The following is a 16,836-nucleotide window of genomic DNA, read 5'->3' on the forward strand; positions in this document are numbered from 1 at the left end:
ATGGATGCAACCACATCGTCGCGGATGTGAGGTGTCCAGGGGTTCTCCACCTCCCACGGATTGGTGACCACCATGAACCAGGCCCCGCCTTCGCCCCTGGCCATCGGCATCGAGCAACGCCTGTCGGCCCCCAGGACCGGGCTGTTCGGCCTCCAGCACCTCCTCGCCCTCACCGGGATCTGGATCTTCCCGGTGCTCATCGGCCAGTCGCTCAAGCTGTCGCAGGTGCAGGTCGGCTACATCATTCAGGGATGTTTCCTGATGACGGGGATCATCACCGTCCTGCAATCGAGCCGGCTGCTGAAGCTGCCCATCGTCCAGGGGCCCACCGCCGGGTTCTTCGTCGCCCTCAGCGCGGCCGGCGCCACCTTCGGCCTCGGCACCGCCTTCGGGTCGATGATGGTGGCCGGGCTGATCTGCATGGTGCTCAGCATCCCGATCAGACGCTTCGGGCTGTTCGGCCACATCTCCAAGCTCTCGTCGTCGCCCATCGTCTTCGGGACCCTGTTCGTCATCATCGGCGCGCAACTGGCCAGCATCGGGCTCAGCGGCTGGTTCGGGACGCCGGGCAGCTCCGGCTACGGGGCGCCCAGCTTCTGGATCAGTCTCTTCACCGTCCTGACGGTGCTCGGCTGCCTGATCTTCGGCGGCGATTCCGTGGTACGCCGCGCGGCCATCGTCTGGGGCATCGCCGCCGGGACGCTGGCCGCGGCGGTCGCCGGGCTGTGGGCGCCGTCCGGGCCCGGCAGCGTTCCCCTCGTCCATGCTCCGACCCTGCTGCCCTTCGGGTTCGGCGTCGAATGGTCCGTCGTCGTCGTGATGCTGCTCGCCTTCTTCCAGGCCGGCGCGGAGTCCGCGGGCATGTACAGCCTGGTCGGCGGCTGGGGCGGGCAGCAGGTCGACCTGGGCCGCACCAACAGGGGGCTGTTCACCGAGTTCCTCGGCACGACGGTGGGCTCGCTCTTCGGCGGCATCGGCACGACGTCCTACCCGGAGAACGCCGGGATCGTCCGGGTCACCGGCGTCGGCAGCCGCTTCGTCACGGCCACGGCCGGCGTCGCGGCCATCGTGCTGGCGTTCATCCCGGGCGTCAGCCTGTTCATCGCGGGGCTGCCGTCGCCGGTGCTGTCGGCCGCCTCCACGATCCTGTTCGGGATCATCGCCATGAGCGGCGTGCAACTGCTGTCCACGGTCGACTGGGACGATCTCAACCTGGCCGTCGCGGCCCCGGCGTTCATCATCGCCCTCGGGCTGCAGTTCCTGCCCGCGGACGTCACCGCCGGGATACCGCCGGGCCTCGCCGCCGTCGTAGGCAGCCCCATGATGCTCGGGATCGTCATGCTGGTGGTGCTCCATCTGATCGTCAACGTCGGCATCCGGCCGCTGCTCGACCGCCGGCGGGACACCCGCGCCGCCGGGCCGGCCGCGACGACCGCGCCGGCCGCCAGGTAGGGTCCCGGGATGTCGGAGAACCTGCCCGGAGACGGGATCGCGCCGCCTCACCACTACGTCTACGAGGAGCGCAGGCCGCTGCCCGGCGACGGCCGTTACCAGGACTTCGTTGCGCCGGCCAGGACCGCGGTCATCTCCATCGACATGCACGAAGGGCATCTGTCGGAGTCGCCGGAGTGCCCGTGCCCGGCCCCCCGGGGCCGGCAGATCGTTTCCGGCATCGACGCCTTCCACCGCGGGGCGCGGGCGGCCGGCATCCCGGTCATCCACGTACGCTCCGAGCTGCGCGCCTCCGGCGTCGACGACGTCGGGGGCGTCCCGAGCGCCTGGCGGACCACCTTCCCCGAATGGGTCGGCGAGATCCCCAACGCGGCGGAGCACGCGCTCGCCGGCAGCCGGTGGACCGCGTTCGCCACCGAGGTCGATCCCCGGGACGAGATCGTCACGGGCAAGAAGCGGCTGTCCGCCTTCTACCCGACCGATCTGGACTTCCTGCTCCGGCAGCTGGGCGTCACCGCCGTCGCGCTGAACGGGATCATGGCCGACTGCTGTGTGCTCAACACCGCGTTCGACGCGTCCAACCTCGGCTATCGGGTCATCGTCGCCCGTGACCTCGTGCGCGGCACGGACGAGGCACTCGAACGCGCCGCGCTCAGCATGATGTCGCTCCACCTGGCCCTGGTCATGGACGCCGGCGACCTCCTCGCCGCGTGGGCCGCGGCCGACCGGGCAGGATGACGCGGGGCGGGGACACGACGTCCCCGCCCCGCTCTGTCTCAGGAGCCGATGCTCTCAGAGCTCTCGACAGCCTCGGAGCTCTCGACGCCTTCGGTGCCCTCCGCGTTCTGGGCGCTGAGCTGCGCCTGCTTCTGCACCTCCTGGATCTGCTCCTTGGTGACGTTGAGGTTCCCGAACTCCTTGACCGCCTGGTAGTATGTCCAGGCCAGGCCGTTGCAGGTGGACTTGGAGACGCCCGAGTACTTGGCGCACACCTGCTTCATGTCGTAGTAGAACGAGTCATCGATGCGCGACTTGTTCGCCGGGAACTGGCTCACGTCCTTGTAGTTGCGGTAGCCGAAGTCGTGCCGGCGGCACGGCATCCGGAAATCGAAGCCGAGCGGCTGGTCCGGGCTGCTCGAGCACAGGTCGGTCGACCAGTCGAAGGCGTAGTCGGCCCAGGCGGCCTGGTTCTCCCAGGCGGCTCGCCAGGACGAGGCGCTGGCGGCCGTGGGCTGGGAGAAACCGGAAAGTGCGGCGAGCTTCTGTTCCAGGGTCACCGCGTGGGCGGGCAACGCGAAGCCGAGCACGGTGATCACAGAAAGGGCGAAAGCGGCGAGTACTGTGCGGGATCGTCTGACCATGAGGGCCTGCTCCTATGGGCGGGGGGTCGGATGCACGTCCTCACGATGACCCGAAACCGCCGTGATGCGCAGAAGCAGATCTTGCCAATTCCGAAAGAAGGGTTCGCCGAGTCTCGATCTTTACAACGCGTCGCCTTTCTGTCAGTCGTGGAGTCAGTGAGAGGCCCGCGAGCCGTCAAGCTGGCCCGATGCCCTCCAGGGTGAAACCCGCGTTCCACTCCCGCACCCACTTCCGGCCGAACCCCTCGGCCGAGTTCAGCGGCGTGGCGGCCGCGTCGAACTTCCCCGTGGCGGGGTCGAAGGCGAGCTCGGCGGCGGTGTCCTTCTTGACGTGGTACGAGTCGAAGTCCGGGTTGAAGGTCTTGTTGCTCAGGCCGCCGGCGTCGTCCGTGTAGGCGAAGCCGCCCGACGCGATGCTCACCGACCGGGTCAGCACGTTGTGGGAGGGCACGTACACGGAGTCCGGGTCGCGCCAGACGTACTCCTCCGTGCACTCGGTGGTGCCGACGGCGGCGCAGATCCGGCCGGTCGAGTCCGCCGGGACGTACCAGGACCGGATGTTCGGGTACTGCCGGCCGTAGTGCCGGTACCACTTCTCGACGTTCTCGCGCGTGTTGGTGAAGCCGGTGCCGTCGCCCGCCTTCAGCATGTCGTTGAAGCGCTCGACCACGACCTTGGAGTTGGGCACCGGGAGCCGCCCGCCGCTCTCGTGGTAGAGCTTGTCGTGCCCGACGTACGTCACGTCCTTGAACACGTTGTCTGCCGCGACGTTGCTGTGCCCCGACTGGTAGAACAGGCCGTGCTGGGCCGTGTCGAAGAAGTTGTGGTGGATCACCATCCCCGACATGCCGTCGTCCATGTAGACGGCCTGGTTGCCCTTCGGCCCGACGTTCCTGAAGAGGTTGTAGGAGATCACGTTGTTCAGGTACGTGTAGTCGCGGCCCGCGTAGATCACCCCCTGGTCCGAGGCGTGCGTCACGAGGTTCTCGAACCTGTTGTGACTGATCTCCATGTCGTTGCCCATGATCTGGATGGCCATGTGCGGCGCGTCGTGGACGTTGTTGTACCTGAAGGTGTTGCCGACGCCGTACATGTAGCCCGCCGGGGTGTAGGTGGCGAGCTTGGAGAAGTCGTAGATCTCGTTGTGCTCCACGACGTGGTCGCCGCGCTCCAGCGAGTCGCGGTCGCCGCCGGCCGTGAACACCCCGCCGCCGCCCAGGTCGTGCAGCCTGCTGTTGACCACGCGGTTGCGGTGCCCGCCCCGGCTCGTGCGGTACTCGGCGACGGCCGTGATCGCGTCGCTGGCCTCGCCGATGGCGATCGCGTCCATGCTGACGTTGAGGATCTCCAGGCCGTCGACGGTGCACGACTCCGCGTCGAGCAGGCGCACGCCGGTGCCGGTCGTGCCGTTGAGCCGCAGCCCCTTGAGCGTCACCCCCTTCACGTTCTCCAGCGTGAAGAACGGGGCGTCGAAGGAGGTCAGGCTGATCCGCTTGCCCTCCACCGTCCCGCCGGGCGGGTAGTAGTAGAGGACGTCGCCGCCGTTCCAGCGGTCGATGTAGTACTCGCCCTCGGTGTCCAGCTCGCTCAGCAGGTTCTGGCCCACGAACGACGTCCACTTGTCCGTGGCGGCGTACATCGTGGGGTAGCGGCTCCTGAGCTCGTCGCCGTCGACGGAGTCGACGCGTACGCGGTCGTTGGCGTAGTTGTTGCCGAAGTAGCCGGACAGCCAGCCGTCGGTCTCGTACCTCGTGTTGTCGGGGGTCCCGGCGGGCGGGGCCCACGTGGCGGAGCGCTCCTTGAGCGTGGGGTCGACGGTCGTGTAGACGGGGCCGGGCAGCTTCAGCAGGTCCTCGTAGGGCAGGGTGGTGCCGTCCGCGGTCTTGTCCGAGAAGTAGTCGCGGGCGCCCTTCGGCGCCTCCTTGACCGTGAGGTCGGCGCGGTCCAGCTTCTCGCCGCCGTTCGGGTACTGCGCCAGCGTCTGCGCGACGTCGTCGGTGATCAGTTCGGGCGCGTACGGCTGCGGCTTCCAGTTGAACCCGTTCTTGTCGATCCGCCCGGCGGGGATGCCCTCGGCGCCCAGGTCGTAGGCATAGACGCTGCCGGACACCGAGTCCCGGACCCGCGACCTCGACGACCACTTGGCCTCGCCCGCAGGGAGGTCGCTCAGCCTGCGGAACCTCTCCGGCGCGAGCGTGGTGACCCCGGCGAACTCCACCCGCTCGCCCGGATAGGCGGCGTACGTGACATAGGAGTTGGCCGGTCCGTCGAGCTGGATGGTTCTGGACGTCTGGTAGACGCCGCCCCTGATGCGGACGACGCCGGGGGCGCGGGCGCTCGTCCGGCCCGCCAGCGCGTCGCGGGCCTGCTCGACGGTCGCGAACGGGTCCTGCCGGGTGCCGTGGGCCCCGGCCCTGCCGTCCAATGACACGTACACGGTGAGTGGGGCGGCCGCCGCCGGGGCTTCCGTCGCGGCGATCGCCGGTAAGGCCACGATCAGGACAGTCAGTGCACTTCTGATCAACAGAGACCTCAATCGATAAAATATGACAGTTTTCGAGACCGTAACTCCATCGCGGCGCGAAATCAATCGTTTGACCAACCCCCGCTCCCCATGGCGGGCCGGGGTCAGCGGTCGTGCAGGCGGTGGAAGTCGTCCAGGCTGCGGCGGTAGAAGGCGAGGTCGCCCTCCAGCTTCTGCCTGGTGACCCGATGGGGCTCCGACTCCCGCAACGCCCTGCCCATCTCGCTCCAGAAGGCGTCAGGGGGCAGCTCGGCGGCATCGGCGGGGAAGAACTTCAGCGCCTCGGCCACGGCGTCGGCGGCGAAGAGCCAGTCGGCCTCGACCTTGCCGTACGCCTCGGGGTCCGAGGGGTCCGCGGCGAAGAACAGCGCGCCCTGCAGCGCCCTGCTCGCGTAGGTGGCGGCGATGAGCACCCACTGGCCGGGGTCGATCAGCTCGGACAGGCCGGAGCCGAAGGTCAGCTCCGCCTGCCTGGCCACGTCCTCGGCCTCCTGGGGGACCAGCACCTCCGTGCCGCCGAGCCGCACCACCCAGCTGTCCTCGTCCTGCTCGACCGCCGCCCGGTGCGACCCGCCGCCGGCCACCAGGTCGAAGTAGACGTACGCCTCCACGAGGGAACGGGCGAGACCGCGCTCAGGCATGCCGGCCCGCGAGGTCCTGGTAGGTGTCCCTGACGATGAGCAGCCGGTCGAGCCGGAACCTGCCGGGGTCGGTCGCCCGCATCTGCTCCCCGCGCTCGGACCAGAACCCGTCCTCGGGCACCGTGTCGGCGCCGGGCGGCACGAACTTGACGACCTCCTCGACCGCTGCGGTCGCCACCCGCAGCGTGCGCAGGGCCTCGGCCTGATCGTCCACCGGCACGTTGCCCGCGCTCAGGTCGGCCACCCACAACCACTCGCCCGCGTCGAGCAGCTCGGACGGCTCCGCCCCGCCGAACGTCGGATAGCCGGTGGGCAGCACGGGGCGCTCCGGCAGGCCGAACAGGTATTCCCGGGGTGTCCCGCACTCCCCGCACACGCCGGAATAGCGGTTGACCAGCCCTTCCTCGACGCTGACCAGCCCGCTGTGCCAGGTCGTGTCCACCGACCCGCAGGCGCACGGGTGCAGATCGAGGTAGAGATGCGCCTCATCCCTCGTCCGCGCCACCGCGAATGCCATAACCGTCCTCTCCTCGGAAGTCCCATCATGCCGGAACGCGCGATCCCGTTCACACCGCGATCGTGCGTACCTCGCCCTGGACCGGCTGCACGCGCAGGCCGCACTCGCACGGCCCGTCCGCGGGACACCGGCAACCCTCCTCTTCCGGCGGGAACTCGCCGGTCGTGTTGGCCAGCGCGCGTAGCCGGTCCAGGTACGCGGGCCAGTCCCGGGGCCGCGCGCCGTTCTTCAGCGTGGTGAGCTCGGCGGCCAGCGCCGGCGGGACGAGCCGCCACACCTGGGGGCGGACGTCGGCCAGCAGGTCGTGGAGCACGCCGAGCCGGGCCGGCCGCTGGCGGGCGGTGGCCGCCCGCGCCTGGCGCACGGCCTCGTACAGCTCGGCCAGGGCCGCGTGGTCGGCGGCGGCCGTCGCGCCCAGCGTACGGGCGACCGCGGCGGCGGCCGTCGCGGCGGCGGCCCGCTCGTTCGCGCCGATCGTGAGGCGGCCGTCCACCTGGACGGTCAGCAGGCCCGGCTCCGGGGCGCCGGCCGGCCGTACCTCGACGGGGATGGGCGGGCGGCCGGGGAGCACGATGTCCAGCAGGCCCGAGCCGTGGTCGTGGACCCGGGCGCCCATGAGGGCCGCGCCGCGCTCGACGGCCCTGGCCGCGGCCATCTCCGGCAACGTCGCATGCCCGCGGATCGCCGTGACGTCGGCGGGGGAGAGCTCGCCCGCCCGCGCCAGCGCCAGCAACCGGGGCGCCGCCCCGGGCTGGCCGGGCGCCAGGCCCGCCCGCGCCGCCTCGGCACGCAGCGCCACCTCGGCCGTGCCGCTCAACCCGCCTTCGACGGCCGCGCGGGCCAGCCCGCGCAGCCGCGCGAGCGTCGCGGCGTCGGCCACCCCGAGCACCTGTCCCGGTGCCGTCGGCCCCGGCCCGAGCGTCCGGCCCGCCGGGCGGCCGTCCAGCGCGGCCGCGTGCGCGGCGACCTGCTCGGCCACCCCGACGAGCCCGCGGCCGCCTCCGTCGGTGGGAACCCGGAGCTCCAGCCGTCCCGGTGCGTGCGACTCGACCGTCACCTCCGTGGCGCCCGGCGCGGCGTCGGCCAGCGCCAGCGTGAAGGTCCCGCTCCGCGTGGACACGGTGAACTCGCCCGCGCGCCCCGCCGGAGCCACCGCGGGAACGCCGGCGACCTGCGCCAGCCGGCCGAGCCCGGCCGCCGTCGTGTCCAGCCCCGCGGTTCCCCCGCTGAGCAGCCTCGCGAGCCTGCCCTGGGGCTGCGGGGCGGCCGGCGCGCGCGGGCCCGTTCCCCACGGTGGTGCGGGCGGGGCGTGGCCGCGGCGTTCGAGGTCGGCCGCGATCGCGTCTATCGCGTCGGCCAGGTTCGAGCGCGTGGCCTGGTCGGAGGTCGCGTGCCACCTGCGCGACAGGTGGGCGTGCTCGTTCAGGCGGGGGAGCAGGCAGTAGTCGGTGCCCTCGGCCTGGTGCTCCGACAGGGACGTCCTGATCACGCCCTGCGCCGCGCCCGACGCCGCGGCGATCGTCTCCTGCGCGACGTGCGAGAGCTCGTGCACCAGGACCGACGACACGGCGTCCGGGTGCACGCGCGGCCAGACGCGCATGATGTGCGGGTCGTCCGCGGTGCCCGCGTGCAGCTCGGTGGCGGCGGTGTTGCCCGCGCCAGGGTCCTCGATCAGCACGCGGACGTGCTGGTCGGGCGCGGTGGGAACCTGGACGGTCACCGTGTCGCCGCGCCAGGTGAGGCTCGTGGCGGCGCCGCCCAGGTCGCCGACGGTGACGTCCTGGCCCCGCAGCTCGCCCACGGTCAGGTCGGGGACCCCGTCGGGCCGGCCCGACCTGCTGAAGGGCGTGCCCTCGATCGCGGGGGAGGACATGGCACCGGGCATCAACCCCTGGGCGACGCTTCCGCCCGTCGTCGGGTTCATCTCCTCCCGGTCGGCGGGCCACACCGACTTGTCGACGTCGGCGAGGAGGATGCCCCTTGAGAACAGCTCGACCCTGACCTGGTGGACGAACGTGCCGGGCTCCCCGGAGTTCATGAAGACGTCGCGCAGGTCGATGCCCGCCTGGTCGGCGGCGTCCAGGACCGGGGGCGGAAGGGTGGCGAACGCCTCGGCGAACCCGCCGTCGGGGGTCTCGCTGTAGATCGTGCCGTCGGGGGCGGCCCGGTACCGGTGGAGCCCGTCCGCCTCCCGGATCGCGACCCGGGCCACCATGCCGAGCTCGCGGGCGGCCAGGCGGGCGTCCTGCAGGAGCTGGATCAGCCCGGTGCGGCCCGTGCCGGCGACGAACGCGAACGTCGCCCATCCGGGATCGACCGTAGGCGTGATCCGGACATTCGACTCCACCCGGCGGCGCAGCTCCGCGATCTCCTCCTCGAAGAGCGTCACGTCGACCTCGCCGCTGGTGGCGCTCGTCATGTGGATGGGATCGCCGACGGGACGCACGTTGCCGTCCCGCAGCCGCGCCACGTGCTGGAAGGTGAGGTCGTAGTCCACCCGGAGCCGGACGACGTACGCCTTGCCCTGCTCGAACTTGCTGCGCTCGCGGCGCGCGCCGTGATGGTCCGACACGCTCTCGGACGCCTGCTCGCCGGCCCGCACACCGCCGTTGAGGCCGGTCTCGGCGTCCGACATGCCGGCGCTCTCGCCGACGGGCAGCACGCGGCTGCGGGACACCGTCACGTTCTGGGCGTCGGCCGCCCTGTCGACCTCGCCCTTCTCCGCGTCGAACGGCCCGGCGACGATGGTGAAGTCCGACAGGCGGGCGTGGATCGTGGCCTGCGCGCCCTGGTCCTTGAACTTCTGCCTGGCCAGCGGGATGACGAGGCCGGCGGGCCCGGCCATCCGCTCGAACCCGGTCAGCAGGGCGTCGGGGGACAGCCGCTTGACCAGCTCGGCCCGGCGCTCCGCGACCGTGGCGGCACCCAGCATCTTCGCGAACTGCGCGATGACGACGTCGAAGAGGAGGGGCTTGTCGGCGTGCTCGCGCACCCTGTCCGGGAAGAAACCGGGACGCAGCTCGACCAGCCGGGGGTCGAGCGTGAGGGTGACCGGCCCCGGATCCTCGGCGGCGGGCCGGATCATGCCGGTCGGGATGCGCCGTACGAGCACGGCGCGGTATTTGACCGCGGGCGCGACGCGGAGAATGCGCCGGAGCGCGTCCGCGGCCCGGCGGGCCGCGGAGCGGAGCCTGCCCGCGCGCACCGGCCTGCGCGTGACCTCGATGACCAGCGTCATCTCCTGCTCGACCCGGTTCATGCCGTTGAACATGGCCATCCGCTGCAGCCGTGTCCCCTGCCGGTTGGTGGAGCCCGAGTACGAGCGGCCCCGGTCCGTCGACACGCCGACGCCGTGGCCGTCGCCGTTGTTCGCGCTGCTCTGATCCAGCCCCGCAGAGTAGGAGCCGTTGTACGACTCGGAGTGCGACAGGTCGGTGTAGCGGTAGCGCTGCCTGATGACACCGGCCTGCGAGGTGTGTGTGAGGAACCGGGCCAGGCGGGAGTCCCCCGGGTTCTTGGGCACCAGCCGGGCCGTGACCGTCACCTCCTCGGCCTGCGCGGTCTGCGCGCCGACCTGGACGTGGTAGCTCTTCTCGTAGCCCTGTCTCGACCACATGTCGTTGACGTGGATCGTCACGGCGTCGTTGGAGAAGTCGACGCTCAGCTCGTCGACCAGGGTCGGGCTCCCGTCCACGGCCTCGGGGTAGGCGGCGCGCACGGCGTCCAGCGCCGCCTGCATCGTGTCGACGGTATTGCCCTGCTCGTCGATCAGGGTGAACGATTCCACCGTGCCCAGGCCCACCGTCCCGTCGTACGGCGGCGCCAGCACGACGTCCCTGGAGCGGTCGAGCAGGTCCGCCGCCTCGCTCAGCGTCTGGTCGAGCTGCTGCTCCTCGTTCCCCTGATGGGCCGTGGTGGCCGCCGGGCCGAGGCCCGTCAGCTCCTGGATCTTCTGCAGCAGGGCCTGGGGGGTGTGCCGCGCGGCATACCCCACGTCCTCGCCGGCGGCGCGCGCGCTGGCGAGGTCAACGAGGTAGCGCTGGACCAGGGGTACGGCGACGCTCTGGTCGAGCTTCATGCTGCCGTTGAGGAACCGCTCGATGGCGTCGCCCACCACGGGGCCCGGCAGCGGGAGGTCGCCGTCGGCGTACATCACCAGCGCGTCGTCCTCGGAGAGCATGAACAGCGCGGTGCCCTGTGCCGTGGCCGTGCCGTTCTCGCCGACCGGGATCCGGCCCGCCAGCGGCACCGCGTGCGCCGCGCTCGCCGAGCCGGTGACCGTGAGGTCCACGGGGGCCCGCAGCAGGATCTGGCGGCCGAAGTCGATCGAGAGCCCCTCGTCGCCCCAGATGTCGAGCTCCGAGGTGGAGACGGAGGTGCCTCCCGACCGGGAGGGCAGCGAGAGGGAGCCGCCGTCGCTCGACGTGCCGCCGTCGTCGAGGTCGGAGACGCTCGTCGAGGCGCCCACGGAGTGACCTGACGACCCGCCCCAGGACACGCCGGCGCTGCCGAGCCCGAAGAGGATCTCGCCCTTCACGTGGTCGACGACGCCCAGCACCTCCACGTCGCCGACCTCGCCCGCCACCGTCATGGACGACTGGGTGGGCGTCCCCTGGGGGCGGACGGCGAGGCCGGTGGTGAGCAGCCTCATCAGCATCCTGGGGTGCGAGACGATGTTGCGCACGCCCAGGACCGCCTGGAACATCTGGTACGCCACCGAGTCCTTGCGCATGCTCTCCGGCTGCACCTGCTGCGCGGCGGCATGCAGGCTGCCGTGCGCGTCCCAGTGGAGGAGCTTCGCCCTGGACAGCACCTTGTTCGACACCTTGCCGATGGGCGCGGGCGCCGAGCCGTTCTCCTCGGGGAGGAGGTCCGCCGCGAACAGCAGCCTGGCCGTGCCCTTCCCGGACGCCAGGGTGGTCGTCTCCTCATTGTGCACGAGATCGACCTTCAGCTCGTGTCCCACGGAGAAGATCGCGACCGGGCCGGTGCTCTCGTGCAGGCTCACCACGTTGACCGTGCCGCCGGCGCTCGAGCCCACCGAACGGGTGCGGCTGCCGCCGGCGTTGACGCCCACCTCGTGCGACAGCCCGTCGTGTCCCTGGTCGGGGCCGTCGCTCTCGCCGACGGAGGCGCCGCCGCCGTATGTCCTGGACTGGCTGACGGCCCGGGCCGAGGTGTCGGAGCCGATGTCGAGGTTGACCACCGTCTCCGAGTCCGTGTACCCGATGTAGCGGTAGTTCTTGAAGTCCTGCTTCAGCGAAATGTGCAGCATGTGGTGGTCAGGAGCGCCGTTCAGGCCATGGGTCACCAGGTCGACGACGATGCCCTCCTGGGCCAGGGTGTCGTAGGCGGACCTGATCCGGTGCTCGGACAGCTGCTCCATGACCTCCTGCAGGTTGAGGATCTGGGCCGCGCGGGCGAGCGGGTTGGACGCGTACTGCCGGACCCCGTCCACGGTCTTCGGGATGATGCCGGCCTCGGCGAGCTCGTCCATCACCTTCTGCCTGACCTCGGTCAGCCCGTCGATCTCCTGGACGAGGCCGGGGCCGGCGCCCCGCATCTGGCCCGGGCCGTCGCCGAGCCAGCTGGGCAGCTCGGGCTTGCGGCCGGGGGGCGGGCCGGGACGCGGGTCGCCCCGCAGCACCTGGTTGCCGTCCGCGTCGAGCAGCGGCACGCCGTTGTGGTGCACCAGCGCCGCTTGGTCGACGGGCAGGCCGAAGCGGTAGGCGGCCGATTCCCGCATGCTGACCACGGCCGTGCTGCGCATCGGCGGGAGCGTGACGGGCGGCTTGCCGAACTCCTCCACGATGAACGTGGTCTCCAGCGCGAGCCGGTAGCTCTGCTTGGGGCTGGTCTTGCGATGCACGCTCGGGTGGATGGCCTGCTGGTTGGCGGTGGCCGAGTAGGATCGCGACGCCGACCTGGAGCCCCTGACCCGCGGCCCGATGCTGGGCTCGTAGCTGCCGGGTCCGTTGATCTCCTGCAGCGCGGGATGGGTGAGCCCGGCCGAGGCGTTCGCCTCCAGCGACCCGCCGGACGACGCCCCGCCCGGAGTCGCGGCGAAGTCGACGAGCACCTCCTCCTCCCACTCCTCGGCGCTCGCCCCGCCGAGCGGCTCGCTGGGCACCAGCACGACCCGGGTCTCGGCGCGTACCCTCGCGTGCGGCCGGCCGTTCCTGGTGAAGACGCGCTCCAGGTCCCCGTTGACCGCGTCGCGGAGCCGGTGGGGCAGTTCCTCGGTCACGAAGGTCCGCAGCTGGTCATGGGGGACGGCGCCGACCTGGTCGTACTGCCCGCCCAGGGTCGCCGCGATCGTGCCCAGCGCCTCCTCCAGGCCGGTCATGCTGGTGACGACGTGGTTGGGGAGCTTGGGGTCGCGCTTGGCGTCGTCGATCCAGGCCAGCTTCCGCGGCGCCTGGTCGGTGAAGGAGTGCGAGACCCACAGTCGTTGCCCGGCGGCGTCGCCGGGTGCGCCGGAGTTCACGACGGTGGCGTCCTGCCAGCCGTCCGTCTTGCGCGTGCGGATCTCGACGGTCCACGTCGCGGCGGCGTCGAACAGCAGCGACTCGCTCCGGTTGTCGGAGACGGAGCCGCCCTGCGCGTACATCCCCGCGCCGCCCGTCGCCGACCAGTTGCGGCCGGCCACGACCCCGACGCTGACCCCGAGCATCTCGGTCAGCGTCCTGGCCCACTCGCCCTCCGGCAGCATCTGCGCCAGGACGGCCGTGTTGAAGCCCAGGGGCAGCCCGCCGCTGCCGGACTCGGTGGCGGTGACCGTACGAGCTGCCTGGAAGAACAGGCCCACCATGATCTCCGAAGCCTTGACGCCCGGGTCGAGCACTTCGACGAGGTCGGCGAGGGAGAGCCTGACCCGCACCTCCGCCGCCGTGCTGCCGCGGCCCACCCGCAGCACGACGCCGTCGGGGGAGACGAGCTTGTGGAAGTCGGAGCGCAGGGCGCGCTCCAGCTCGTCCGGGCTGAACCGGTGGCCGACCTTGTGGCGTTCCAGGAGGTTGTTGACGGCCTCGGTGAGAGCGGTGTGATGGGCGAGCGAGCTCGCCGGCATGGCCGTGGACAGGCTGTCCTGCTGCGGCAGCGCCTGTGACAGCGCGTCCAGATAGCCCCGGTGGCGCCGCGCGGCCTTGTCCGCCAGCGATCGGGCGATGGAGGCCATGGGGACCTCGCCGGCCTGGGCGGGCCTGCCTGCCAGGCGCATCGCCGACAGCACCTGCTCGTAGGCCTTCCTCGTCTGCTCCGCCCGCGCCAGGGCGGGGGCGTACGCCTGCGCGATCCTGGTGTGCCGGGCCTGCGTGGCGCGGTGCACGCGGTTCTCCTGCCGCGCCTTGCGCGCCCGCTCGAAGCGGCCCTGATCGTGCTGCTTCAGCGCCTTGCGTGCCTCCCGCGTGGCCTGGCGTGCCTTCTTACGGGCCTCTTCGGCGCTCTCCGTCTTCGACCGGATCTGGATCTTGAGCGACTGCTCGGCCTGGACGAGGGCGTCGATGACGGCCTGCACGTCCTCCGCGGTCGCGTTCGCCCCGAGTAAGGGAGGCGCGAGGGACTGCCGGGTGTCCTGGGTGGGCGCCCACGGCGGCACGGGCGGAGTGTGGCCGCGTTCGCGCAGCTCGCGGGCCACACCGTCGATGTCGACGGCGAGGAGCCGCTTCTCCTGGAGTGTCTGGGCCCGGTGCCACTTGTCGGCCAGGTACGCCAGCTCGTTGAGCCGGGCCGGCACGCACGCGTCCTGCTTGGCCTCGGCGTTCCTGCGCGGCAGGATGCCCCGCCGCCTGCCCTCGCCGGCCGATTGCAGGTGCTGCAGGGTGTCGGTGATCTCGTGCAGCCAGACCCTGGGCAGCTGGTCGGTGGCGACGCGCGGGCCGAAGTGGACCAGATGGGCGTCGTCCTCGCTCCGGCCCGTCCTGACCTGGGTCTCGCCCATCAGGTCCGGGGACAGGCCGCCGATGACGGGGCGGAAGTAGTGGGTGCCGTCGGTCTCCGTGTGGACCGCCAGCGTCTGGCCGTCCTGCGACCAGCTGAAGCCCGTCACGCCCTGGTTGAGGAAGTGGCTCGCGAGTAACTCGGCGACCGCGTCGTGCACCTCGTCGAAGCTCACGTCGGGCCCCTGGCGGCCGTTGGGGACGTACCTGGTGCCGGGGACCGGCCTCGACGTGACCGTCCCCGGCTTGCTCGTGTGCGCCGGTGCGGCGGGGCCGTCGTCGGGGACCGGGGCCGGAGCGGGGGCGGCCGGCTCCCCGGCCTGGGCGACCGTCAGCATGGCGGCGGCCTCGGCCTGCAGGTCCGAGAGGTCCGGCACTTCCTCGGCCCGGGTGTCCAGCGCGGAGCGGATGCGGCTCATGGTGGCCGCGGAGATCACGTGCACGCCCGCGGGGGAGACGATGAGGAGCTCGCCCGCCGGGCCGACCACCGCGTCCGGGAAGTTCGTGGTGAGCGCGCCGATCAGCGCCGTACGGGCTCGGACGGCGGCGGGCATGGGCTGGGTGGCCGGGGCCGAGCCGTCGAGGGTGGTGACCGGGTGCCCGGAGCCGTCGGCGGCGGGCCCCGCCGGGCCGGTCGCGGCCTGGGCGTCCGGCACCGCCTGGCCGTCCGGCTGGGCGGGGTTGTTGTCGGGTTGGGCGGGGTTGTTGTCGGGCTGGGCCGGGTCGGCGTCGGGTGCGGCGGAGGCGTCAGGCGTGGTGGTGCCGTCGGGTGTGGCGGAGGCGTCAGGCGTCCCGTTGGGCGTGGCGGAGGCGTCGGGCGTGCCGTCAGGTGTGGTCGTGCCGTCCGGGGTCTGGCCCGTGGGCGAGGGGTGCTCGGCCGTTCCGGAGGCGGCGTCCGGGCCCGGGGCCGCGTCGTCGGCGGGCTGCGGCGTGGTGTCGTCCTCGTCGGGCGCCGCCTGGTCCGCGTCCCTGGAGCCCCGCCTGTTCGAGGCCGGGTCCAGGTCCGGCGTGGCGGGGGCGCGCCGGCCGTCGCCGTTCTGGCCGTTGTCGGCCCTCGGGGTCGACGGCGCGTCGGCCCTCGGGCTCGCCGGAGCGGTCGCCGACCCGCCCGACCGCACGGTGGCGGGCACCACGGGTTCGGGCTGGCGCACGGCTCCGGGCACGCCGGGCTGGGGGCCGCCGTTGGCGGGGCCGCCACCCGACGTGTTCCCGTCCGGCGGGCCCCCGGGTGGATTGCCCCCCGCCGCGCGGGCGGCGTCGGTGTGCGCCGCGAGGTCGTACGCGGAGGCGAGCGAGGTGACCGGGTGGGCCAGCGCGGTGTAGACCTCGGGATTGAACGGGCTGATCGTCCCGGTACGTCCGGCGCCGCCCATGAAGCCGCCCAGCATGGAGTCGGCCGTGAACGGGTTCTGCCACTGGTCGTAGACCACGCCGTTGGCGATGAAGCTGCCGGCCGGGGAGGCGATCGTGTTGGTCGCGCCCGTGGTCAGCGCGCGGCCCGCGAAGCCCGGCACGTGGTTGGTGATGTGGGACATGGGCCCGGCCAGCGCCGTGCCGAACAGCGCGCCGCCGCCCGCGCCGATGATCGAGGCGGCGGACTTGTCCGTGTTCCAGTCCTGCACGGTGCCCAGGTTGAGCTGCTGGTACTGGGCGGCCGCGTCGATGAAGAACTCCTCGCCGATCTCCTCGATGAGCTCCCGCCCGATCGGTGAGGCCAGCAGCCTGGCGATGAGGCCGCGCCCGGTGGCGCCGCTGAGCGCGGTGACCCTGGCCAGCTGCGCAACGCCCAGCTCCCGGCCGCCCAGGGTCATGAGCCTGACCAGGATGCGCGTGATGGCCGCGCGGGCCCCCGCCGCGTACGGCCCGATGATCGCGGTGGAGGAGCCCGCGGTGAAGAAGGCCACGAAGAGGGCGATCGCGATGGCGACGACCGTCACCCAGAAGGCCACGTTGACGGAGAGCTTGGAGTACTGCGTCTCGACGGCGAAGTTGCTGGCCTGCTGCGAGTAGGCCCGCGCGTTCCCGGACACTCCGGCCAGCCCGCCCTCGTGGCCGTACAGGAATTTGGTCCTGGTGATGAAGTTCGCGGTCGCGGGCGAGACCCACCCGGTCAACAGGACGCGCGCGGCCGAGCCGGCGGTCGGCGCGGACTTGATCGAGCCTTCGGCCAGGTTGTCGTACGCCTCCGACAGCTTGGACAGCCCGCTCTCGCTGGCGCCCGGCCAGGTCTGCCCGGCCGACAGCAGCGGGATCAGCCAGTAGACGACCCAGTCGGGCAGCTTTTCGGTCTCCCACGCGGGGAGGACGTCGCTGTGGATGCGGACCGCGGGCTGCTGGGCGGCCTGGCCGCCGCCGTTCTGGCTGCCTGAGCCGTGGACGCCGGTATCGGCGTTGACCGTCACGT

Annotated in this window: 7 protein-coding genes; 2 read left to right on the plus strand and 5 right to left on the minus strand. The window is 72.0% G+C overall.

The window, feature by feature from the left end:
• The first annotated feature begins 72 nt into the window (after positions 1 to 72).
• The gene (locus ABZS69_RS36810) at positions 73 to 1,452 is read left to right on the plus strand and encodes a solute carrier family 23 protein (protein ID WP_355380197.1); all 1,380 of its coding nucleotides are present in this window, start codon (positions 73 to 75) and stop codon (positions 1,450 to 1,452) included.
• Between the two features lie 9 nt (positions 1,453 to 1,461).
• Positions 1,462 to 2,190, plus strand: coding sequence for an isochorismatase family cysteine hydrolase (locus ABZS69_RS36815; protein ID WP_355380199.1), 729 nt, complete (start codon positions 1,462 to 1,464; stop codon positions 2,188 to 2,190).
• A gap of 38 nt (positions 2,191 to 2,228) precedes the next feature.
• Here ABZS69_RS36815 and ABZS69_RS36820 read toward each other — a convergent pair whose 3' ends face one another.
• The 5 genes from ABZS69_RS36820 to ABZS69_RS36840 all read right to left on the minus strand — a co-directional run bounded on the left by ABZS69_RS36820 (position 2,229) and on the right by ABZS69_RS36840 (position 16,834).
• Positions 2,229 to 2,813: a phospholipase gene (locus tag ABZS69_RS36820; RefSeq protein WP_355380201.1), complete on the minus strand. Its 585-nt coding sequence runs from the start codon at positions 2,811 to 2,813 to the stop codon at positions 2,229 to 2,231.
• 175 nt (positions 2,814 to 2,988) lie between these two features.
• Complete coding sequence (locus ABZS69_RS36825) at positions 2,989 to 5,307, minus strand: right-handed parallel beta-helix repeat-containing protein (protein WP_355380203.1); 2,319 nt, start codon at positions 5,305 to 5,307, stop codon at positions 2,989 to 2,991.
• A gap of 134 nt (positions 5,308 to 5,441) precedes the next feature.
• Positions 5,442 to 5,978: a hypothetical protein gene (locus ABZS69_RS36830; RefSeq protein ID WP_355380205.1), complete on the minus strand. Its 537-nt coding sequence runs from the start codon at positions 5,976 to 5,978 to the stop codon at positions 5,442 to 5,444.
• Positions 5,971 to 6,495: a hypothetical protein gene (locus ABZS69_RS36835; RefSeq protein ID WP_355380207.1), complete on the minus strand. Its 525-nt coding sequence runs from the start codon at positions 6,493 to 6,495 to the stop codon at positions 5,971 to 5,973. Before ABZS69_RS36835 ends, ABZS69_RS36830 begins: the two co-directional genes overlap by 8 nt.
• 49 nt (positions 6,496 to 6,544) lie before the next feature.
• A complete protein-coding gene (locus tag ABZS69_RS36840; RefSeq protein WP_355380209.1) occupies positions 6,545 to 16,834 on the minus strand; it encodes a hypothetical protein in 10,290 nt (3,429 codons plus the stop codon).
• Positions 16,835 to 16,836 lie beyond the last annotated feature (2 nt).

The organism is Nonomuraea sp. NPDC005650, assembly GCF_040605375.1.
In the GTDB taxonomy this organism is placed as follows: Bacteria; Actinomycetota; Actinomycetes; order Streptosporangiales; family Streptosporangiaceae; genus Nonomuraea.

Coding starts and splice junctions, on each gene's coding strand:
- ABZS69_RS36810 (WP_355380197.1), top strand. CDS start 73: ATGAACCAGGCCCCGCCTTCGCCCCTGGCCATCGGCATCGAGCAACGC.
- ABZS69_RS36830 (WP_355380205.1), bottom strand. CDS start 5,978: ATGCCTGAGCGCGGTCTCGCCCGTTCCCTCGTGGAGGCGTACGTCTAC.
- ABZS69_RS36835 (WP_355380207.1), bottom strand. CDS start 6,495: ATGGCATTCGCGGTGGCGCGGACGAGGGATGAGGCGCATCTCTACCTC.
- ABZS69_RS36815 (WP_355380199.1), top strand. CDS start 1,462: ATGTCGGAGAACCTGCCCGGAGACGGGATCGCGCCGCCTCACCACTAC.
- ABZS69_RS36820 (WP_355380201.1), bottom strand. CDS start 2,813: ATGGTCAGACGATCCCGCACAGTACTCGCCGCTTTCGCCCTTTCTGTG.